The following is a 21,929-nucleotide window of genomic DNA, read 5'->3' as shown; positions in this document are numbered from 1 at the left end:
AAGTCCTCGACGCGGGATCAATCTCCCGTCGCAACCCCTGGGATCGCGCCCGAAAGGTAACGCCAGTTCTTGATGTAGGCGATCAGGTCGCGCATCTGCTCGGGGCTGATCTGTTGTTCAAATCCCTCGGGCATCAGCGACACGCTGGTCGTCCGCGCCTGATCGATATCCTCGCGATCGATCGTCGTCATCTTCCCTTCGGCTTGTTTCAACGTGATCGCGTTGGCCGTCTCTTCGACCAACAGCCCGTCGAGCACTTGCCCATCCAGGGTGACCACGGTGTAGCGGAAGTAGTTGGCATCGATCGCCGCCCCTGGATTCAGAATCGAAACCAACAGCTGCTCAGGCGTCTTGGTGCGGCTGTCCGAAATATCGGGTCCAACGGCGTGTCCCTTGCCTTGCATCACGTGACATGCGGCGCATTGTTGGGCGAAGATCAGCTTGCCCGCATTCGAATTGCCTTCGCCGGCCATCGCTTTGCTGTAGCGATCGATCACCGCTTGCCGATCGGCCGACAGCGAAGCCATTAACGTTTGGGCTCGGCCTGCCAGCTTCTTATCGCTGTGATTGCGCAAACGATTGGTCTGCGAAAGGTCCAGTGCGGCGGGAGCCAGTTTGCCGGTTTCCAAAGCGTCGAGCATTGCCGACGTCCATTCAGGCCTTCGCAACAGGGCGGAGACACAGCTGCGCAACAGCGCCGGTGGGAAGCGGCTCGGATCGCGAAGGATTCGGTGGGCGAATTCGGGATCTCCGACAGCGGCCAGTCCGTCGATCGCGGAGCTGCGAACGGCGGTTGGCGCTTCGGATTCGAACAATGCGACGAGCATTTGAGTCGTGTCGTCGGAGCGATCCAACCGAACGATATTCAACGCATCGGTCCGAACGCTGGCCGATGCGGCCTCATCTTCGGCAATCGATTTCGCAAACGTTTGAATGCGGACAAATCCAGGGTGAACCACGCCGTCGCTGGCGATGCTTTGCGACCAATTGCGTCGGCCGCGGACGACCCCTTCGTGCAAACCACGTACGATTTGCATCCCCAGTTGATCGGCACTGACGCGATCCAAAATTTGGCCGATCTCCTGTGTCGACCCATAATAACCGACGCGTCGGGCCAGCTCGATCGCCAACGTATCGATCGATGGGGTTCCGCCAGCAGTCTTCGGTTGCAACAGGTCCAACAACATTGCCGTCTGGACACATTGCCCACCGACCGCGGGGACCATCAAGTAGGCACGCAGCAAGTCGTCCGAACAGGCTGCTTGGATCAGCGCCGCAGGAACGGATATCGGTTTGCCGGACGTCAGCACCAACCGACGCCAGGCGACTGCTTGAAGGACCGGATCGTCGGTCGTCAGCGCAGCTTGTAACGCGGTTGGCAGTTGGGGATTGTCGGCTGACAACAGTTCGACCGCGTGGCGTCGCACGCGGAAATCCTTGTCCTTTTCGATCACATCGACCAACCGTGTTTGGAAGTCTGCGGCAACGGTGGCGTCTTGGCTGGGCAATTTGCTGATCGCGTCGAGCAACCACAGCGCACGGACGCGAGCGGCGGGCGATTCCGCGGTCGTTGCCGCGGTTTGCAGCCCCGCGACGAACGCTGCCGAATCGCTTGCGATCTGTTCCAGGATCAACCGCTGGGCGGTGCTACGATGCCAACGATTGGGATGATCCAACGCGCCGACCAAGGCAGCCGCATCGGCATCGTTCCAGTTCATCGACGCTGCGCTTTCCGCGGTCGGAGTTTTCGTTTTGCTGGACACGCGCCAAATTCGGCCTTTATCGGTTCCCCAGCGTTGATCGGGACGGTTCTTCAATTCTTCCGGGACAAATTGCGGATGCTCGATGACCGCGCGATACATGTCGACGACATACAACGCTCCGTCGGGACCTGAGTTCAGGTTGACCGGACGGAACCAGGCATCGTGGCTGGCCAGGAATTCAACCTCTTCGCGGCCGCGCTTCGCGGCAAAGGTCAGCCCGTCGGGACGCATCACCTGACGCTGGACCAGATACCCCGTTGGTTCGCACGTGAACGCATTGTTCAACATCTCGCCGGGCAATCCGGTGCCGCCAAACACATGGACGCCACACGCGGCAGTGAATTGGCCTGCGTGGAGATTGGATGTGGTCCAGGCTTCTGCCAAGGAGTAGACACGCGACGCTTCACCAGCGATCACGGCATCGTGAACCGCATCGCGTGGCGTCAACCAGGGATCGCTGGCAATGATCTCGCCATCGAGCGCTACGTGAATGCATGGGTTGCGGTTGGTGCACAAGAAGATGTTGCCAAAGTCATCTTCGGAGAATCCAAATTGGCCGTTACCAGGCATCCCAACAAACGTACCGCCAAGCGCATCGAAGGCAAAGTCCTTGCCCTGCAACGGTAACGCGGCGGGTTCTCCCTTGACCGGTTGCCAACGTTTGTCGGTGCTTTGGACCGTGCCGCCGCGAAGTCCGTTGGACACATGGATCTTGTTGTCAACCATGAGGGCCGGATGGTTCGCACGCAGTTGAGTGTTCTCCTGCATGAAACCTTCGAACCAAGTCTCTTGCAGATCGCAGACGTCGTCGCCATCGGTGTCGGCCATGAACATCACTTTGCCCGCTAAGGTGACAATCACGCCACCGCGCCACGGTTGCACGCCCGTGGGGAAAACCAGTTCGTTGGCGAACGTGGTGGCATGTTCATAGAAGCCATCGCCGTCGCGATCGCGAAGCAATTGGATCCGCGATTGCGGCGGCTGTCCGTCGGCGGGGCCTAGCGGATAGTCGCGCATTTCGACGACCCACAAACGCCCCTGATCATCGAAGGCGGTCGCGACCGGATCGACCACTTGCGGTTCACAAGCGACCAATTCGATCTGCACATCGGGATGGATTTCGAACTGGGCTGCGGATTCTTGAGGAGAGAGCGGCTTGTTGCCGCGAATGGGTTCCTGTTGGGCGAGTCCTGTTTGAGCAAGCAACAGCGCAACGGCGAACGGAACAGTTCTGAAGAGGTGGGACATAGGGTAGGCTTGGCGGATTCGAGGTAGGAGACGAACGCAACAATCGCTCCCATAATAACAGCTCAAAACCGCCAGCGAACTAAGGCTTGTCGTTGGGTACACGAATTTCGGTAATCGTCTTCCCTTCCCGATCGATGTATCGGAACTGCTTCTTCGACATCGAAACGATCCGGTCTTTGGTGACCGAAGCCTCTTTGACCAGTTTGGGATCCGATGACTTGGTGATTGTGGTTGTCAGCACTCCCTTGTCGATCGACCACTTCGCCTGCAGCACCAGATTGACTTCTTTGTCGCCCACCTGGGTGATCGATCGCGATGCGGCCAAACCGTTTTTGGCGTAGACGGTCCAACCGATCGATTTGCGTTTCGTCTTGGGATCTTCAAATTCAACCTGCCACTTGCCAAGCAACATCTCCGCCAGTTCGGCGTCGGTGGCTTTTTTGGCGGTCGTTTGCGCCGAGGCCGTCGCAGCCGAGGCCGCGACAAACAAGAGAGCGATGAGGGCAGGTACGATAGTTTTCATTGAGGAAATCCCACAGCCAGTCGATACGCGGGCGTCGACGCAATGGAAAACGAGCCCGCGTTTCGATCGACCGCCAGAATAGTTACCCCCGAGTATAGCCCGTGGAATCGCGGTGGCCAGCCAACGCGCGTTGCAAGAGCCGTTCTGTCGGGGGTGTGGGTTTGCACCGCAAGTGCTATCGGTCGGCCGTCATCAAAGCGGTGGCCGCTTCGCGAATCTCGTCGACGCGCGACGGATCGATTTCGTCCAGCAGCGGGATCTGCGGTCCGGTCTGGGCGATCCCAGCCGACGCAACCGCTTGATGCAGGACGCGGATCGGATTGATTCCGTTTCGCAAATCTTCCAACGGCAGGAACGTCTGACGGATCGATTCGGCGGTTTCCAAATCGTTCGCATACAGGGCTTGTAACATCTGTTGCGATAATCCGGGAGCGACACAGACGCATCCCGACGTGAAACCGGTGATTCCAAATTGCTTCAGATGAACGATCGCCGGTTGTTCCCCGATTCCGCTGACGATTCGTTTGCGGTCGACACATTCGACCAATTTGTCCAAGAACGGATCGACCGAGGGATCCTCGCGCACGATCGCATATTTAATGAACGAGACCAGCCCGTCATCGACCAACTTGGCCGCTCCCTCTGGCGAAATGTAGCCTTCGCGTTTGATGTACAGCACCGCGGGGCGGCCGATCGCTTCGACAAAATGGCGGAAGCCACGCAGCAGACCCGATTCGGTCATCACGGCATCGGCGGGCAGAACCATCACGGTCGGGAACTGCGTCTCGCGGAAGATCTCGGCCTGATCCATCATCAATCCGTAGGAAGGTCCCACTGAGGGAACGACCAACGTTTCGGGCCCCGCAATTTCCGACAGCATGTTCAACAGATCGGCGTATTCGCTGAGTCGGACGTGATAGAGGTTCGCGTTGCCACCGTACAGCAGCGAACGGACCCCGCCCGCTTCGATGTGACGAATCTGTTTCTGGTTCTCCGTCTTGCAGATCTTGTAATCGGCATCGCGGCACAACGGAGGAACGGCAATGATCGAATCGCGTAGGTTTTCGTAGGTTACGGGAGTTGTTTGCATGGCGGTCGGTTCCGTCGATGGGATAGTTGGAGAGTTTGGAAAACTATGAACACGTAACCGCTTTGACGCAACGCCCCATTGTTCATGGGAGTCTTAGATCTCCGGACGGTCTCCGCGGCCGTTGTAGATTCGGCCGCCCGATTCCTTAAATTCCTGAAATCCTCGACTCGCTTCGGCGGCCAGGATGTTTTCGATCACTTCGATCCCGCGGCGACGCAGCTCCGCTTGCCAATCAGGATGGATGGGGCCTTCGTCGAAACCGGTGATCGATTCGATCTGGTCCCCCGAAGCGGCAATCACCAGCGAACGGATTCCCGACCAGGGGATGGCGCCAAAACACATCGCGCAGGGACGGCCGTTGACGACCAATTGGTGCTCCGGTTGGTCAGCGGATCCCAAGTCGTAGGTCCCCAGACTTTGCTGGGCCAATGTCAGCGCAACCATCTCCGCGTGCGCGATCGATGCGTGGCAGGGAACGACCCGGTTGACTCCCAACGCGACCAATCGCCCCGATTGTTTTTCAAAGACGCCGGCGGCAAATGGTCCACCTGTCGCTTTGCGAAAGTTCTGTTGGGAGCATCGGATGACCAGTTCCATCCGTGCTTCCAGGGACGGGAAGTGTGTCGGTTCGGCGGCCAACTGGTCTGAAAGCCACGCGGGCAGCGAGATATTCAGCGGTAGCATCCTTAGCGTTCGGCGACTGTCTTGGAATCACTCGCCGCCCGCTTCAGCAAATCCTTCAAGTCAAACCGCACGTAAGGGCGTTCGGCTGCGGGGTGTTTGTGATCGGCATTGGCCACGTACAGCAAGCCGTTGGCCGGGACAAACAACACGTTGTGAAGGTTCGATGACATCGCCACCGGTCGACTCATCAACCACATCGCTTTCTCGGCGTCGATCTGGCCGTGGTTCTGCTGGACGCGCGAACGCAACGTTTCCAATCGGCCGCCGGCGGACAACAGCAACGCATCGGGGATCCCTTCGCCAAGCAATGGGTGCCCTTCACCAGGGCGAATGAATTGGATCGATTCAGGTGTCGCGGCAACGCCGACTGCTTCGTTGGTCTTGCCATCGGCAAACACGTAATAGTACTCGCAGGTTCGCGGGCTCTCGGACCACAGTTGTTCGACTTCGGGCAATGTCGAACACTCTTCCAAAGCCCGGCGCATCAACGTCGCCATCGGCACGCCGTCCCATTGCCCTTCGCCACGGCCGCCCATCTCGCCCAAGGAGATTGCCCGATCGTTCATTCCGCTGACGCTGCCGGTGAAGGCCGCATAGCCCACGTTCGCAAACGGGATCTTCCCGTTGACCGAAACGATAAATGTCGTCGCGCAATCTTGAAGACCGATTGTTGTCATGTAGTCGAGCACGCGGCCGTGATACAGTTTCCCATCGGTGGTCGCAGAATCGAAGACGGCAAAGCCCGAGCAATGGAACAGTTCCGGGAAGACGTTCAGCGCTTCCAAGGTTTCCGGATCTTGGCCCAAGCTTTGCGCCAAGGCGCGTGTTTCGGTCAGGTGGTCGGCCGGAATGTGGGGTTTCAGCCGAGCGTAGGCTTTTTCCAAATCGTCGCGGAACCAGCGTCCGGTCAACACGGTTTGCACCGTCCCAAAGGCGTACAGCACCGAATCAATGCAACGTTGAGATTCCTCCCGCAGCAGTTGGCCGTGGGCGCGGCCGATCTGTTCGGGCGTTCCCGACAGCAGAACCAGACGTTGGCCGTCGACGTACCGCAATTCTCCATGCTCGACCCGATGGGGATGTTCGGTGGGGGAGGTCAGTTCGGCCGACGGCATCAGGACTTCCACGGCGCGGCGGGCTCCGCGAGCCAAATGAAGTTCCAACTGCTTGCGGTCGATCGCTTCGACACGCATTTCCGGCCAGGCATCGATGGGCAACATCGCCGTGGGGGCTCCCACGCGAACCGCCGCTTGGATGTCTCCCGAGGTCACCTGCAGCCCGTTGGGATCGTTTGCCATCGGATCGATCCGCACGTCACCGCCGATCGTCCAAGCATTATCGAGGCGTTTGATTTCGACAAAGTTCGACAGCAGCGAGAGCGTCGATTTCGCATCGCCGCTGGAGAGCACGGCCAGATAAGGAGCGATCGAACATCCCGATCCGACCAATCGCGCGACGATCGCTTTGGGGACCAGGTGATCGTCGGCATCGACCGTGCCGCTGCCGATATAAACGACCCCGTGTTTCGGCAACGCGAAGGCGGTCGCATCCGGACGACGGCGGATCGAGACCGCGTATTCTGGGTGCGTTGCTTCGAGATCAAACGATTGGTCGTCGTGTCGGGTCAGCCGCAATTGAATCGATTGCACCTTGCCATCGATCGGTAACTGCCCCTCGACCGTTACAGAAAACTGGGACCGACGGGCCGAGAGAATTTCGAATAACGGTTCCAAGCGTTGGGAAAGGCTGCTTGGGTCGGTCGCCGGGGCGGCTTGTGCTTGAACGCTGCTGACGGACAAACAGCACAGGAGACCCAGGACGGCAAAACGCCATCGATCCAGGAGGTAACGCGTCATCGAAACTCCACCAACTTGAAGGGAGGTAATTTGTATGGTAGCGCAGCAGCCTAACGGGCGGGTTTGCAACGGTCAAGTTTATGGGACTTTGCGAGCGGCGCGGGGGCCAGCGAAACGACGGCGGTCGTACGTTTTTGGCTGGTCCCCCGCGATCGCCGCGGTATGACGGTTCGGACGGAGCGAGGCCCATCTAATAATGAAACTCCAACCCAAACGTTCCACCGTGGACGTAGACGCTTTCGGATTCAAAAAGTTGTCCGGGACGCGTGGGCCCCGCATCGGCAACCGCGGCATCCAGCAGGCTGCTGTTGGCGGCTCGATCGATCTGCGCACCGGGGCGAACGGCTTCATTTAGATAAAGGAACTGGTAGCCGACGGTGGCTCGCAGGTGAGACGTCAGCCGATAGCCGACTTCGAATCTCGCTTCGGGTAGGATGGCAAACCTTTGGCGGGACGCTTCGCCCAGGTTCCCTTCCCCCGTCAATAGCCCTCCATTTTCGGTCGCCGCCGCGCCGGCCAACGGCGTGATCGTTCGTTCCCCCGCGGCGTCGATCGCTTGATGGTTCACACCCAAAGCCACCTTGGCTTGCGCTCGCCATCCCAACCGTTTTCCGGTTCGTTGGGCACTGAGTCCCAAGTCGAAACCGTAAAAGTCGTTTTCGGTTTTGAAGAGGTCAAAACTGTCGAGGGTGGTTCCGGCGTCAAGCGTCCCGTACGGACTGGCGTGCGTCGCGCCGACGAGACGTTGATCGCCAATGCGAACCGATTCGGCGAGCCGGAAGTAGCGGAAGCCCGACAACCAATGCAATTCGCGTCCCTTCTCCGGGTTGCTCCACCGCATCCCCACGGTCCGCATCCCCACGCTGCCGGTATACAGTTCGCTGCGGGTGTCGATCGTCATCCGCCCGGCGACCAGCGGATCGAAGGCGACCAGGTCAGCCGCTTCGGCATCGATGCCGGGATTGACGTCGTAGAAGGGGCGAGCCAGGGTGGGATTGCCCGCAGAATCAAAGCGGTAGTTCGCGTCCTCTTGCTTGAGAAAGCTGAATTCGGTTTCCCAGGCGATACCATCGGCACGTTGCAACCAGCGACCGATGTTCAATCGTCCTCCGAAACGTGCTTCCGAATCCAGTTGCTCGCCGCCAAACAAGGAGGTGGTTGTTGGCAAAACCAAACGTCCCGCATCGGCTTGTGGTGTGCCTGGAATACTTGTTGTTAGGAGTGGGGGCAAGGTGTCGCCTTGTAACCAAAGCATCAGCACATCCGCCGCGACCCAACACCGCGGAGGACATGGCGCAGCCAGAATCGTTCCTTTGAGCGATGTCGTTGTTCGAGCGATCGAAACGTCGGTCTCGCTCGAATCGGGGGGCATTTGAATCAATCGAGGCGTCTGACCTTGATTGGGCGACGGACACGTGTTGGACGAACAGGTGTTGGACTTGGCTCCATGGGCGTTGGCAAAGTTGTGGGTGCGACTCGGGGCCAATAATGCTTGAAGCTGGGCTTCGGTTAGCACATAGTTTTCGAGGGTATTGGCTTCCAGTTCGGTGAGGTTGGGGATGGCACCGGCGCTGAAGGGAGCGGGTGGGGGGAGTGATTCATTGCTTGACGCCTGCTCCATCGAGGGGACATCGGAACTCGATTCGATCGGTCCGCCTTGCGGGCTTACGGTTTCGAGTCCGAGAATTTTTGGAGGTGTCTCGGGGGCCGAAGCAAGTGCGATGGGGCCGAGCGTCGATGTGGGGCTTCGTTCCGCATGGTCCCGTTCCACCGCGGTCACGGGCCGCGGCTGGAGGAAACAGAACATCAAAATCAACAACGCCGGGACCCAGACGTGGACAGGTGCAGCAATTACCATCGATCATCTCCAAACAAGATTGTTTCTCGGGGGGCAGCCTCCGTCGCAAGGTAGCTCGCGGCGGCCGTTTTGGGGGACCGTAGCCCCCAAGGATGTTTATCTGCTAGCAAACGCCTGCTAGCACAGAAAAACTAGGCGTCGGCGTGCTGGTGAATTCGGGTCAACGGAATCAATTGGTTCGGCGGGGGCGGTTGCGTGGAAGCTTGCCGGTTGGGGGGCTTTGCTTGGTAGCCAGTGTTGGGACGTTGCCGGATCGTTCCAATTGCACGTCAAACGCTTGCAAATTGCGGTGCCGAGTTCTAATCTGGACGGCTATCCCACCTCCCGCGATGGCCTCCCCGACGCGCGTTTCTGCCAGGAATCTCACCGTATGAAATACTGCCGCTTTCGATCTTTGATCCTGCTCGTGTTGGCAAGCCTATGCGGTCCCAGCAGCTGGGCGGCAGACAGCCAACCTCCGGTGGAATCCGCCGACGACGCGGCGGCTGCGGAAAGCTTGGCCGGTCACAGCTACCACGGTGAATTTCTGAATGAAGGACCGCGCCAGCAGGCCTACCTGATGGGCGGTACCGGCGCGGTCGACTTTCCCATCACGACGAGCGTTCCCGAAGCCCAAGCGTTTTTCGAACAGGGCGTCGGACAGTTCTACGGGTTTTGGTATTTGGAAGCCGAACGTTCGTTCCGGCAAGCCGCCAAGTTGGACCCCGATTGTGCGATGGCCTACTGGGGCGCGGCCTTGGCGACTCGGAAGGTTGAAAAACGCGCCAAAGGCTTTATTGCTGAAGCGGTCAAGCGGAAGGGGAAGGTCAGCAAACGCGAGCAGAAGTATATCGAGGCGCTCGATGCCGATCTGAACTTTGAAACGCGTGAAAAGGAAAAAGCCGAAGCGAAAAAGTCGGACGACAAGTCGGACGAAGAATCCGACGACAAGCCCGACGCGAAAAAGAAGGACAAAGAGCTCGAGGCCAAGCGGAAGGAGAAACGGGCCAAGGAGTACACCGACGCATTGGAAGCGATCGCGATCGAATTTCCGGACGATATCGAAGCCAAAGCACTGCTGGCGTTGCAGCTTTACGACAACAAAGGGGAACTGGCGAATCCGAGTGTGTTGGCGGTGGACGGTTTGATGGACAAGGTCTTCGCGGTCCAACCGATGCATCCGGCGCATCACTTTCGAATCCATCTTTGGGACTATAAGAAGGCGGCTTTCGCACTGGAATCGGCGGCCAAGTGCGGGCCCGCGGCGCCATCGATCGCGCACATGTGGCACATGCCTGGGCACATTTATTCCGGATTGAAACGCTATCGGGATGCCGCCTGGCAACAGGAAGCGTCGGCTCGGGTCGATCATGCGCACATGATCCGCGATGGTTTGCTGCCCGATCAAATCCACAACTTTGCCCACAATAACGAGTGGTTGATCCGCAACCTGAATCACGTGGGGCGTGTCGACGATGCCGTTGATTTGGCGATCAATATGATCCAGCTGCCGCGGCATCCGAAATACAACACGCTGAAGAAAAAGGGGAGCACGCAATACGGGCGGCTGCGGTTGGTCGAAACGCTGACGCAATACGAACGTTGGCAACAGGCGTTCGATCTTTGCCACGGACCGATGTTGGAACCAACCGACGATGAAAAGGAACAACTTGTCCGTCTGCGCCTGTTGGGCGTTGCCAGCTTCATGACGCACCAACCGACGGTTGGCGAAGAGGTGCTGGAAGATTTAAACGCGCGGCTGAGCAAACAGCGCGGCAAGCAAAAAGCAGCGGGGCACAAGGCGGCTGCCGAAGCGACGGAGAAGGCGGTGGATGCCGCGGCAGTGAAAAAGGCAGGGGAAGAGGCACGCCGCGCGGCCGAAGCGGAGCAAGCCAAGCAGGCCGCTGAGGTGCAGCAGGAAACTTCGAAGTCGAAACCCGACGAAGCGGATGACGCGGATGACGCGGATGACGCGGATGACGTCACCGGCGCCGATCCACCGGCGACCGATGCCGCGAAGGATGCGGCGGTGAAAGAGGATTCGTCGGCAACGATCGAAGCCCGTGTTGCCGCTGCGGAGGCGAAGGTCCGCCAACAACAGATCGACAAGGAAAAAAAGGCGATCGACAAAGCGAGGACCGCCGCGCGGAAACCGTTTGCCACACCAATCAACGACCTGGTCAAAGCGATCGCCGAAGTCGAAGGCTTTCGCGAACTGGCCGCAGAAAACTACCCGGCAGCGTTGCCGTTGTTGAAGAAGGCAGGTAGCGATGTCGGGCCCTACCCCTTGGCAATTTGCAGTTTGCGAAGTGGCGATCCCAAGACCGCAATCACGGCACTGAAAAAGGAAGTTGGAAAGAACAAGAACGAAGTGCTGCCGCTGGCTTGGTTGACCCAGATCTATGCCGAATCGGGAGATTGGAAGCTGGCCAAGGAGACGTTTGAGCAATTGCGAGCGATTTCGTCTGATCTGGACCTTGCCGAAGCGCCGTTTGCGCGGCTGCAGTCGATCGCTGCCGATTTGGAATTCCCCGCCGACTGGCGATTGCCTGCGGAACCAAGCGACGATCTTGGAGCGCGTCCCGAGCTCGATTCTTTGGGGCCGTTCCGATGGCACCCATCCCCTGCGGTCTCGTGGCAATTGACCGACGCGCAGGGAGAAACGCGTTCGCTGGAGGAGTTCCGCGGCCGGCCGGTCGTGGTGATTTTCTACCTCGGTTATGCCTGCCTGCACTGTGCCGAGCAATTGCAGGCCTTCGCACCGATGGCCGAAACATTTGCCAAAGCCGGCATCGATTTGGTTGCGATCAGCAGCGATCCCGAATCGGATCTGCAGAAATCGATCAAACTGTACGACGAGAAACCGCTGCCATTCCCTTTGATTTCCGATCCCAATTTGGAAACGTTCAAGGCCTATCGCGCTTTCGACGACTTTGAAGATCAACCGCTGCACGGCACTTTTCTGATCGATGCCCAGGGGCGGATCCGTTGGCAAGATATTGGATTTGAGCCGTTCATGGAGCCGCAGTTTGTGCTCGATGAGGCCGCTCGTTTGCTGAAGCCCTAGAAAACGTCGCCGTTCGCGAGATTCCTTTCCGATCCGGCGTCGCGTCCCATCGGGGGACGGAAAATCTTTCGTTAATCGGCAAACCGAGCGAATCTTCAGCTCTGGGCAGTCTCTGTCTATAAAGACCATAGCCGAAACCAAGATTCTCGGTTAGGCTTTTGGGTTGTCGCTCCATTCGAACCCTAGAACCGCGTCGAAACCACGACGACCGCATCTATGCAATTGCCCATCATTTCCGCACCGACCAATGCAGAACCGCTGACCGCTCCCCAAGCATCGGGTGAAGCACGGGGCAGCTATGCGGTGATCAGTTTGGGGTGTCCGAAAAATACTGTCGACACCGAACAGATGCTGGGCCAGTTGCATGAGTTTGGGTACCGCTTGGTCGACGATCCCGATGGCGCCGACTTTGTTGTCGTCAATACTTGCGGTTTCATCGATTCGGCACGCCAGGAATCGATGGGTGCGATCGATGAAATGCTGGAACTGAAGCAGCAGGGCAAACTGCGGGGTGTGATCGTCACCGGTTGTTTGGCGGAACGGCAACGCGACCAATTGCTGGCCGCGCGTCCCGAGATCGACGGCATGTTGGGCGTTTTTGGCCGCGACGATATCGTCGATGTGGCGAATCGCTTTGTCGATGGAATCGCCGAACAACGGACCGTCTTCCGCCCCGCACCGATCCAAGCGTTGCCCGACAATCGCCGCTTGGGAATCACCCCCGAACACTTCGCATACTTGAAAATCTCCGAGGGCTGCGATCGTTTGTGTACGTTCTGCGCGATCCCGAAGATGCGCGGCAAACATGCCAGCAAGCCGATCGAACAAGTCGTTGCCGAGGCGCGCAGGATGGCCGAAAGCGGCGTCCGCGAGCTGAACGTTGTCGCTCAAGACACCACCTACTACGGTTTGGACCTGTACGGTCAGACGCGGCTGAATGAACTGTTACAAGAACTCGATGCGATCGATGGACTCGATTGGATTCGGTTGATGTATTTCTATCCGATGTACATCGACGACGCGTTGTTGGACACGATCGCTTCGGCCAAGCGGATCGTGCCGTACATCGACATGCCATTGCAGCACGCCAGTGATTCGATGTTGCGACGGATGTCGCGCCGAGTAAACCGGGCTGACACCGAAGTGTTGTTGAACAAGATGCGTTCGCGAATCGACAATCTCGTGATGCGGACCACGTTCATCACCGGTTTTCCGGGGGAAACGGAACAAGATGTCGACCAATTGTATGAGTTCATCGAAGCGCATCAGTTCGAACGCTTGGGGATTTTTACCTATTCGTTAGAGCCCGACACGCCGGCAGCCAAGTTGCCCGACCATGTCCCAGCGGACGTCGCCGAAGCACGGCGAGCGCGGTTGATGCAGCTGCAACAAGAGATGGCCTTCGATTGGAATCAGCAGCGCGTAGGTACCCAAGCCGATGTGTTGATCGATCGTCCGCTGCCCGATCAGCCGGGCGTTTGGATCGGTCGCACCGCAGCCGATGCGCCTGACATCGACGGTTTGGTGTTTGTCTCGGAACAGGAAGCCCCGTTGGACCAAGGTGTGATGGTGCGATCCGAAATCGTGGCGTCACAAGGTTATGATCTGGTGGCGGTACCTACCGACACTCCGCGGTAAATCGATAGCGATTGGATCAATGCCCGATACCAAGCGAGATGTTGAATCTGGAGATGGATCGATGACAACTGCCCCTACGACGTCAAGTGCTGCTCAGCCGTCGATCTACAACGTCCCCAATCTGCTGACGACGATTCGTTTCTTTTTGGCGATCGGTGTCGTGGTGCTGTTGGCATATCAACAGATATGGCCCGCTTTGGTGGCCTTTTCCGTTGCCGCGGGAACCGATTGGATGGATGGTTATTGGGCCCGCAAGTATGGCCAAGTCACCAAGCTGGGACGAATTTTCGACCCCTTCGTCGACAAGATCATCATTTGCGGCACGTTCATCGCATTGGTCGCGATCGACGATTCCAATGTCGCCCCTTGGATGGCGATCGTGATCGTGGCCCGCGAACTATTGGTGACCTCGCTGCGGGGGATGATCGAAGGGGCCGGCGGCGATTTCTCGGCCCGTTGGTCGGGGAAATGGAAGATGGTGCTCCAGTGCGCGGCGATTATCGTCGTCCTGATTTGCCTTGGGATGCTCGACGCGCCGGCTTGGCTTTTGCAGGTTGGCAACGCGACGTTGTGGGCCGCTGTTGCGTTGACGCTCTATTCGGGATGGGAATACATTCTCGCGGCGGCGAGAATGTTGCGTGAGAACGCAAAATCTTAAGCATCCTTCTCTTTCCTCTTTTTCCTAGGTTAGGTATGAAAGGGGAAATTCTCACATACTGTGTGCCTGAATCAGGCAGGGGGAGACGTTGTTTTTAAACTATCTTGCGCTGTGTATGATTTTGATCGTGCTTGTGATCTTGTTCTACACATTCATCTACATTCATGAGCTGCCGTATGAGTCGGCGAAACATCGAAATCATCCTCAACAGGATGCGATCTATGTCGCCTGTTGGTTGAGTCTGTTCACATTGCACGCGATATGGCCGTTGGTTTTCTTGTGGGCGTTGTCGCATAAAGAGGAACCGAAACAAGCAGCTCCCGAAACGGGGGTTGATCCGCACCCGGACCTCTTGGCGCGGCTGGCACAATTGGAAAATCAGATCAAAGAGCTGCAGCAGGATGCCAGCGGAAAAACGACCAAGGGAGGACGTGGGAAATGATTGAATTGATTCTCGGAACCTATGGCGCTGCCTGCTGGTTGATCTTCAAGAAATTCAAATTAGTTCCCATCACCACCTACACCGTTTGCACCGCGGTATTGGGCGGAATGGTTCTGTTGGTGGGACTGTTGATTTTGCTGTCGGTATGCCATCCGGTCAGCCACGATGGAAGGTTCTATTCGACCGTTACCCAGATCGTGCCACAGGTGCGTGGCAAGGTGCTCGAAGTTCCCGTCAAAACGAATGCACCGCTGAAGACCGGCGACGTGTTATTCCGTATCGACCCCAAGCCCTACCAATTGGAAGTCGATCGATTGGAAGCGATGCTGGCCGGAATGAACGCTCAGGTTTCGCAATTGGACGCACGGCTGGCATCGGCTCAAGCGGCGACGGAAGTCGCGCGGTCGAATCTTCTGGTCTCTGAATCGGACTACGACCGGCAGGCGCGGATCTCGTTGGACATTTCCCAAACACAGATCGATCAAACCGAAACGCGCCTAAGTTTGGCGAAGGAGAATTTGAAACGTAGCCAGGAATTGGCTGAATCCGGCGCGGCGTCGCAGCGTGAACTGGACGCCGACCAGGCGCGGGTCGATGCGCTGGAATCCGAACTGTTGCAAGCGAAAAGCGCGGAACAAAAAGCGCAAGAGACGTTGGCTTCGGGGAGCAACCGCTTGAAGGCGGCTCGCGATGAATTGAAGCGTGCCGAAGCCCAGGAACGCGAAGCGCGGGTTGCGTTGGAAGCCGAAAGCGATGGGGTGAACCCCGACGTGCGCCAGGCGATGGCGGAACTGGAGCGGAAGCGTTGGGAGCTGGAACAAACGGTCGTCCGTGCACCGACCGATGGCTATGTGACTCAGGTCACACTGCGTCCGGGGCAAATGGCGACGCCATTCTCTCCCATGTCGGCGATGCTGTTTATCCCCGATGAGAAACAGATGCTGGTCGCCCGGTATCCGCAAAATGCGATCGCTGGGATCGAAACGGGACTGGACGCCGAACTCGCGTTTCAAGCGTATCCCGGGCGCATCTTTCCCGCGAAAGTGGAATATGTTTTCGACATCATTCCCGAAGGACAGTTCCTAGGAATGGGGAAGCTACAAGGCGGAGCCGATGCGAGTGTTGGCGATGATATTCCGGTGAAATTTGTGTTTGGTGAAGATGTGGAAGCTTTAAACCTGCCGACTGGAGCGCACGTCAGCATCGCCGTCTATACGCATAACTTTCACGCCTTGGCGATTGTTCGCAAGATCATTCTGCGAATCAAGAGTTGGGAGAACTATGTGTTCTTCATGAAAAACTTTGACGCCGTCCACTAATGGATTGTCGTTTTCGGTGCGTCCGCGTTGCAGTGATGCGCCGTTGGTTAAATGCGTTGGGCGACTCGCCGTGGATCGCCTATCCGCAGCAACGGGCAACGTGTGAATCGCGGTGATGATGATCGTCCTGTGGCGACACGTTTTGTGACGCCGCAGGCAACTTCTAAAATAGGTCCATCTGTTTGGGATCTTCCACGCTGCGGCGTGGGGAATCGTTGGATGGAACCGTTGGTTTCGTCTGGGGCCTGCGCTCGACGGAGATCTCCGTTTCGCCGGCGTTTGATTTTTCGGGCTTCGGTTCGGCCGAAGGTGTTTCTTGCGGCGCAGGGAGGGCGTTGAACCATTCACGGTCGCCATCGATGTAGAGATCGGTTTCGGGTTCCACGGTGGCGGTGACGCCGAGGGCGTGATACAGCAATGCCGCCGACGTCTTTGCGTTGAAGTTGCTTTTGCCGGCCGGGATGATGTAGATATACAGCGCATGGACCGGGCGTGTCACCGCGACGTACAACGTGCACAGCGATTCGGTCATCGCGGCGGCGATGCTGCGTCCAAACGCCTGCTGCCATTGATCTTCCAGCATGCCCCAAGCTTGATGCTTCACGTAACGTAGGGCTCCAGTCGCTCGAGCGGTTGGGCTGGGGGCGATCGTGACGCATTTCTGTGGTGGTTTGGAGAGCGGCCCGTCGAGTTCGGGCAGGATCACGGCGTCAAACTCCAAACCCTTGGCTTGGTGAATCGTCATCACGCGAATCTGTGCTTCCCGTGGCCGTTGCACACGTCGCTTGGTGACCATTTCCACAAACGCGGACCAGCGAGATTGTGGAGCCCGTGCGTATTGATTGGCCAATCCGATCAACTGACGCAACCGTAACCGATCCGCTTCGCCACATTCGGGCAACAGCGTTTTGGCAAGTTCGGTCACGGTGGCAACGAGCCCTTCGTGTTCCAAGCGGTCACGCAATTCCGACGACAATCGGAGGCTCTCGCGATAGGCGATCTTGCGATCGATGGCCGATGTCAGTTCCAGCGACTTCGCCAACGGAGAGTTGGCAAGATGGAACCGCCAACGCAGATCCCCAGGGTGTTCGGCGATTCGGATCGCAGACAGCACCAATTCGACCGCTGCCGAATCGATCAGTGGGTTGCCACCTTCTTGACTGACATCCAGCCCCAGTTCCCGCAGCAGATAGATCATTCGGCCCACGGTTTGGTTGGTTCGGGTCAGGATGCCGATCGATTTGCCGGGGATCTTGTCGGCGAGTTCCCGTACCTGCGTTGCGACGTACCGTTCGTGCAGTGCACGCTTTTCACTGGCCGAACCCTCTCCCTGCGGCCCCGTCGAAAACTGCACGTAGCCAGGTCGATCGCGGAACGCTGCGTGATGGTCGTGAAACGCATCCTCAAATTCGTGCAACGCGTGACACTTCCACTGTTCGTCCCCGACCGGATGTGGTTCGCGTTCGCTGTAGGCAGGATGTCGATGCAGGTTTTTGAAAATCTTGGTCACGTTGTCGGTGATCACCGGACTGCTGCGGAAGCTGGTGTCCTGTGGTTGCGAATCGACGTTTGGCAGTTCCTGCTGGACCGCGTCGAAGATCTTCGCCTCGCCACCGCGCCAGCCATAGATCGCCTGTTTGGTATCGCCGACGCAGAAGAATGTCCGTTCGGGGGCGCCGACACTTGCGCGTCGCGCGAACGGTCGCAGCACATCCCACTGGACCGGCGCGGTGTCTTGGAACTCATCCAATAGCACGTGATCCAATGACGCATCCATCCGAATCGCCAACCGATCTAGGTCTCCCGAGACTTGATTTGCCTGCAACCGATCGATCCACGCAGCCAGTTGATGGGAGACATCATCGAAGCTGAACCGTCGGGCGTTTTGTTTCAACGAACCGAGATTGCGATCGTACGATTCCAGCAGATCGCCAGTCGCTTCGGTCTGCATTTTCAAACGCATCACAAACTCGTGCCGCGCTTTGGCGTAGATCACTTGCATCGCGGCCACTAAATCGTCGGGAACCGGTTTTTTGTAGTAGGTGACCGGATCGCCGCTATGCTGAGATTCGTCCGCGGCCGCGATCAGTTTGGCTTCCACGATCGCGTCCCATTGTCCGGTCAGGGTCCATTCCCCGTACTTCCGCATCGCTTTGTCGATTCGTTTGTCGCCGCTGGCACTGCTGTCCAATACGCCCACCGCTGCTGTGATCGCCTTGGTCGGCGGCGCTTTGACCGGCGTCAACGTCCTCCAAGCATCGCGGTGGCTGCGACGGAATCCGGCGTAATTGTTCTGCACCACTTGTTGCAAGCGCATTGCCACATTCCGCTCGGCTTGCCCCTTGCTGAGCATGTGAAATAGCGACTGGACCTCGGTCTCGTCGAATTGCTCCAGCATGCGCGTAATGGCCAGATCAACAAACCAACTCTCCTCGATTTCATCCGTCAATTGCCAGCCCGGCGGCAGCCGTAATTCGAATGAAAACGAACGCGCCAATTGGGAAAACAGACTGTCGAGCGTGCAGATCCTCAACCGGTGAATCGATTGCAAAATTCCAAGCAACAACGGTGCAGGGGCGTCGGCCGTTAGGTTGGGATCGCCGATCTGCGTTCGCAATCCATCGAGCGCTTTCGGGTCGGTCGCCGCACGGGCTAGCGAAAGTAGCAAGCGATTGAGAATCTCTCCCGCTGCCTTCCGCGTAAACGTTGTCGCCAAGATGGTCTCGGGAGCGGCCCCGTTCAACAGGATCTGTAGCAAGCGGCCTGTCAATTGATATGTCTTGCCGGTCCCTGCCGAAGCGCGGATCATCAGCGGACGCAGCGCGTCGGCGGTCGGCGTTGCGGCGTCGGTGCGGCGGTTCGATTGGGATGGACTCATGCTTGCGTCTCCTCCAACGCATCCTCGTCTTGATCGGTGAACAAGTGTTCGATGCTACCGGTCTGGCAGATGACGGCGTAGTCGTCGTAATTGGTTGCCGCGTCGGGGTTGGCGATAAAGCGACCTTCGCGGACGCCCCGGACGACGTCGGCTGCGGCGACATCAGCCGATGCGTAGAGTGCAGGTGTAAATTCCGCGATGTTCACGCGGACGTCCGATTCCTTTTCGCCAATATTGAAATAGCCCAGCTGCACTAAATCGCGATCGGCGTGTATCTCCAACGCGGATAACATGTGGCGGTACAGTGGCAGCTGAAGATCGATCCACTCGTCGGTCGACTTTTTGTAATGCTTCTTGAATGGATCATGAGCGTGCGTCTTGTAATCGATCACCGCCCAGCGATCGTCATCGGGGTGGTAGTCAATGCGGTCGATGCGACCTTTCAGTCCAAACGGGGTTCCATCGACCATCAACACGGCGTTGTGCTGAACGTCCACTTGCCGTTCGGCAGCCCACAGCAACCAGCCCTGCTGTGTCCGTTCCACCTGTCGTTTTGCGACCAGCTTCAAACGGTTCAACGCACTGGTGATTTGCAACCGCACCGGAGCCGAGGGGCGATCGCCATAGCGTTGCCGGGCCAAATCCGATGCCGCGTCCAATAAAAAGCCTTCGACCTCGTCGTGGTTCGTCGAATGCTTGGGCCCGTCTTTCCCAAACTCTTCCAACGCATCGTGAATCAAATTGCCAAATTGGTTGGCGGCCAATTCGACCACGGTGTCATCCAACGGACGCAGCTTGGCAATGTGCCGCAGGAAAAAGCGGTAGGGACAGCGCAGGTAATCGCCAAAGGCCGTGACCGAAAGGATGCTTGGCGGATTGTAGTCGCAGGGGACAGGGATCGGCAGGTTCGACGTGGCTTGATCGGTCGACCAGATCGATGCAACGACGGGCCGTGGCGGCAGTTCGTCTAACAATCGCAGCGTTCGCGTCGCCGCCACGTCAGCCGAACAGGCGGCCAGCAAACGGCTGGGGGGCGTTGGCGATCCCTCGGCACTGGCCCGACCAACGATCCATCGGACTGCGGGGCGGCTGTGCATCATCAGACTCAACGCATACGCATCGCGGGCATACCGTTGATCGTTGTCGGCAATCTTCAATCGATGCCTCAGCCCACCGGGAAGGAACGGATCGGCGACGACGCTCTCGGGAACAAACGGTTCGTTTAAACCGACGACACATAACGCTTCGTTGGTGTCGAGCGCCAAATCCAACCAACCGACAAGTTCGATCGTGTCGGGGTTGGCGGGATGATGCAGTCGAACATCGGCGATCTGAGCCAGTAGCATCTCCGCAATGGTTCCACTGGGCAACGACAGCTCCAATGGCTGAGGCACACTGCTTAATCGATCGATTGCTGCATCGATGGCGACCAAGGCCTGCCCCAGTTTCTGTTGCCACGAACCACGAAGGTTTTGGCGACGCTTGGAGTAGACGGTGTCCAGGGTGGTGCGGATTGCATTACACCAATCGGTCAGTTGGATTTCCGCCGCCGATTCGTTGACCAGCAACGGTTCCAACCAACGGTCGACGGTGGTGATCAATCGGCCGACCAATTCGCGATCGGTGGCTGCCACTGGGATCGGATCGGTCGTCCGCAGCGGGAAGTGCTCGCTACGCAGTCGATCCAAACAGACCAACCAGTTCCCATAGGCCGCCGAAGCTTCGCCGTCGGGAGCGGTGGAGGTCAAATCGGCAGTCAGCATCGCGTGCAGGTCCGCGTGTCGCACAAGACTCGACAAGGCGCGATAGCTGCGAGTTTGAATGTAATCCACGATCAGCGACAACAACCGGGCGGGAGCGGAACGGATCAACGGATCGCCAAGTTCCGCGTGGACGTCGATTCCCTGGGTCGCCAATTGTTGGCTGACCGGCGCGATCATCGCCTCGTCGGTGATCCCGATCGTGATCTGATCCAGCTGGAATTGCGCGCGCCAACCCGAGATGATCTGGCCGGTCGCGACGGCTTGGTCTTCGGCGTCGGTGGCGGGAACCAATTGTTCGTCGGTAATCTGCAGCGTTCGTTTCGTCCAAGCCGTTGGAAGTACGCAGCCGTATTGGTCGAAGACGTCCGCTTCGGATTCGGGGGCACCCACTAAGATGGCGACGCGTGGGGCGATCGCTTCGATCATCGTCCGGATACTCTTGTTCAGATCGACCGCCCCGACCACGATCACATCGCCAGGGGCCTGGCACAGATGGCCCGATGTGGCGTGTCGCCGTTGAGAATATGGATCGGATCGGCCCACCGCCTGTAGCGTCGCGTCATACGCGTTCGCTAATTTTTCCAACAGTTCCCATCGCGGGGTTTCTGCCGGCGTCTCCTTCGCCAACGCATTGGCAACGTCGCCGAAACTGAAATGTTCGCTCGCCAGTTCTTCGTGCAGTCGGCGAACGGCACCGGCCAATTCCAACCACGGCGCGATCGGAGTTTGGGGAGGCGGATTGGCAATCAAGGGTTCCAGCGACGCCGACGGAGCCGCGCGCAGCACCTGGCACCAGGCGAGCGTCTGCTCCATCTCATTGGCGATCGGCGCGGTCGGTTGATACAGACGTTCGGGCAAACCGCCGGTGGTGATGATGATTGGCGCCGCCAGCGTGCGGTTCCGCGCCGCGGCGAAACGGGTCAACATGTCGCCAAATTGCCGCGTCGCACGTCGTCCCGGCAAGACAATCGTCAGCGCACTCAAATCCCACTGATCGGTGGGGGGATAGGCATTCCAAAGCCACTCGGCCGCCAACGGCAGCAGCGGCTGATTCCATCCCAAAAAGATCGGTTGTAAGCTCGAACCAGACGCCACAAAGAGACTCCGTTCAATCGGTAAAAGGGGGTGATCGAGGCCAGCAGCAGTCTATCCTGCAATCCCCT

13 protein-coding genes are annotated in these 21,929 nt (G+C 58.2%); 5 read left to right on the top strand and 8 right to left on the bottom strand.

Annotated elements, in window-relative coordinates; translation table 11 throughout:
• Positions 1-17: 17 nt before the first annotated feature.
• From Poly24_RS14810 to Poly24_RS14785, 6 genes are all read right to left on the bottom strand, one after another.
• On the bottom strand, positions 18-3,011 hold the full coding sequence (locus Poly24_RS14810; protein WP_145096758.1) for a PVC-type heme-binding CxxCH protein: 2,994 nt from the start codon (positions 3,009-3,011) through the stop codon (positions 18-20).
• A 79-nt stretch (positions 3,012-3,090) separates the two neighbouring features.
• Positions 3,091-3,534 carry a hypothetical protein gene (locus Poly24_RS14805; protein WP_145096755.1) on the bottom strand — a complete coding sequence of 148 codons (444 nt, stop codon included), beginning with the start codon at positions 3,532-3,534 and terminating at the stop codon, positions 3,091-3,093.
• A gap of 175 nt (positions 3,535-3,709) precedes the next feature.
• Positions 3,710-4,624 carry a dihydrodipicolinate synthase family protein gene (locus Poly24_RS14800; protein ID WP_145096752.1) on the bottom strand — a complete coding sequence of 305 codons (915 nt, stop codon included), beginning with the start codon at positions 4,622-4,624 and terminating at the stop codon, positions 3,710-3,712.
• A gap of 93 nt (positions 4,625-4,717) precedes the next feature.
• Complete coding sequence (locus tag Poly24_RS14795) at positions 4,718-5,308, bottom strand: nucleoside deaminase (RefSeq protein WP_197451920.1); 591 nt, start codon at positions 5,306-5,308, stop codon at positions 4,718-4,720.
• 2 nt (positions 5,309-5,310) lie between these two features.
• A complete protein-coding gene (locus Poly24_RS14790) occupies positions 5,311-7,164 on the bottom strand; it encodes a C45 family autoproteolytic acyltransferase/hydolase (protein ID WP_145096749.1) in 1,854 nt (617 codons plus the stop codon).
• Positions 7,165-7,354: 190 nt separating this feature from the next.
• The gene (locus Poly24_RS14785) at positions 7,355-9,022 is read right to left on the bottom strand and encodes a BBP7 family outer membrane beta-barrel protein (RefSeq protein ID WP_145096746.1); all 1,668 of its coding nucleotides are present in this window, start codon (positions 9,020-9,022) and stop codon (positions 7,355-7,357) included.
• Positions 9,023-9,392: 370 nt separating this feature from the next.
• Between Poly24_RS14785 and Poly24_RS14780 the strand changes: the two genes are divergently transcribed.
• From Poly24_RS14780 to Poly24_RS14760, 5 genes are all read left to right on the top strand, one after another.
• Complete coding sequence (locus Poly24_RS14780; protein ID WP_145096743.1) at positions 9,393-12,068, top strand: peroxiredoxin family protein; 2,676 nt, start codon at positions 9,393-9,395, stop codon at positions 12,066-12,068.
• A 216-nt stretch (positions 12,069-12,284) separates the two neighbouring features.
• Positions 12,285-13,706 carry a 30S ribosomal protein S12 methylthiotransferase RimO gene (gene rimO, locus Poly24_RS14775; protein WP_145096738.1) on the top strand — a complete coding sequence of 474 codons (1,422 nt, stop codon included), beginning with the start codon at positions 12,285-12,287 and terminating at the stop codon, positions 13,704-13,706.
• A 61-nt stretch (positions 13,707-13,767) separates the two neighbouring features.
• The gene (gene pgsA / locus Poly24_RS14770; RefSeq protein ID WP_145096735.1) at positions 13,768-14,364 is read left to right on the top strand and encodes a CDP-diacylglycerol--glycerol-3-phosphate 3-phosphatidyltransferase; all 597 of its coding nucleotides are present in this window, start codon (positions 13,768-13,770) and stop codon (positions 14,362-14,364) included.
• Positions 14,365-14,452: 88 nt separating this feature from the next.
• Positions 14,453-14,806 (top strand): DUF3302 domain-containing protein, encoded by a 354-nt coding sequence (locus Poly24_RS14765; RefSeq protein WP_145096732.1) that lies wholly within the window; start codon positions 14,453-14,455, stop codon positions 14,804-14,806.
• Complete coding sequence (locus Poly24_RS14760; RefSeq protein WP_145096729.1) at positions 14,803-16,125, top strand: HlyD family secretion protein; 1,323 nt, start codon at positions 14,803-14,805, stop codon at positions 16,123-16,125. The genes Poly24_RS14765 and Poly24_RS14760 overlap by 4 nt, the downstream gene beginning before the upstream one ends.
• A 163-nt stretch (positions 16,126-16,288) precedes the next feature.
• Here the strand turns inward: Poly24_RS14760 and Poly24_RS14755 are convergent, their stop codons facing one another.
• Together Poly24_RS14755 and Poly24_RS14750 are read right to left on the bottom strand one after the other, a co-directional pair.
• Positions 16,289-19,003: a UvrD-helicase domain-containing protein gene (locus Poly24_RS14755; protein ID WP_145096726.1), complete on the bottom strand. Its 2,715-nt coding sequence runs from the start codon at positions 19,001-19,003 to the stop codon at positions 16,289-16,291.
• Positions 19,000-21,861 carry a PD-(D/E)XK nuclease family protein gene (locus Poly24_RS14750; protein ID WP_145096723.1) on the bottom strand — a complete coding sequence of 954 codons (2,862 nt, stop codon included), beginning with the start codon at positions 21,859-21,861 and terminating at the stop codon, positions 19,000-19,002. The genes Poly24_RS14755 and Poly24_RS14750 overlap by 4 nt, the downstream gene beginning before the upstream one ends.
• Positions 21,862-21,929: the final 68 nt, after the last annotated feature.

This window comes from Rosistilla carotiformis, from assembly GCF_007753095.1.
GTDB classification, from domain to species: domain Bacteria; phylum Planctomycetota; class Planctomycetia; order Pirellulales; family Pirellulaceae; genus Rosistilla; species Rosistilla carotiformis.
Note: the sequence above shows the minus strand (reverse complement) of the source record. Positions and strands in the feature narration are given on the sequence as shown.

Coding starts and splice junctions, on each gene's coding strand:
- Poly24_RS14760 (WP_145096729.1), top strand. CDS start 14,803: ATGATTGAATTGATTCTCGGAACCTATGGCGCTGCCTGCTGGTTGATC.
- rimO (WP_145096738.1), top strand. CDS start 12,285: ATGCAATTGCCCATCATTTCCGCACCGACCAATGCAGAACCGCTGACC.
- pgsA (WP_145096735.1), top strand. CDS start 13,768: ATGACAACTGCCCCTACGACGTCAAGTGCTGCTCAGCCGTCGATCTAC.
- Poly24_RS14755 (WP_145096726.1), bottom strand. CDS start 19,003: ATGAGTCCATCCCAATCGAACCGCCGCACCGACGCCGCAACGCCGACC.
- Poly24_RS14790 (WP_145096749.1), bottom strand. CDS start 7,164: ATGACGCGTTACCTCCTGGATCGATGGCGTTTTGCCGTCCTGGGTCTC.
- Poly24_RS14800 (WP_145096752.1), bottom strand. CDS start 4,624: ATGCAAACAACTCCCGTAACCTACGAAAACCTACGCGATTCGATCATT.
- Poly24_RS14795 (WP_197451920.1), bottom strand. CDS start 5,308: ATGCTACCGCTGAATATCTCGCTGCCCGCGTGGCTTTCAGACCAGTTG.
- Poly24_RS14810 (WP_145096758.1), bottom strand. CDS start 3,011: ATGTCCCACCTCTTCAGAACTGTTCCGTTCGCCGTTGCGCTGTTGCTT.
- Poly24_RS14805 (WP_145096755.1), bottom strand. CDS start 3,534: ATGAAAACTATCGTACCTGCCCTCATCGCTCTCTTGTTTGTCGCGGCC.
- Poly24_RS14780 (WP_145096743.1), top strand. CDS start 9,393: ATGAAATACTGCCGCTTTCGATCTTTGATCCTGCTCGTGTTGGCAAGC.
- Poly24_RS14785 (WP_145096746.1), bottom strand. CDS start 9,022: ATGGTAATTGCTGCACCTGTCCACGTCTGGGTCCCGGCGTTGTTGATT.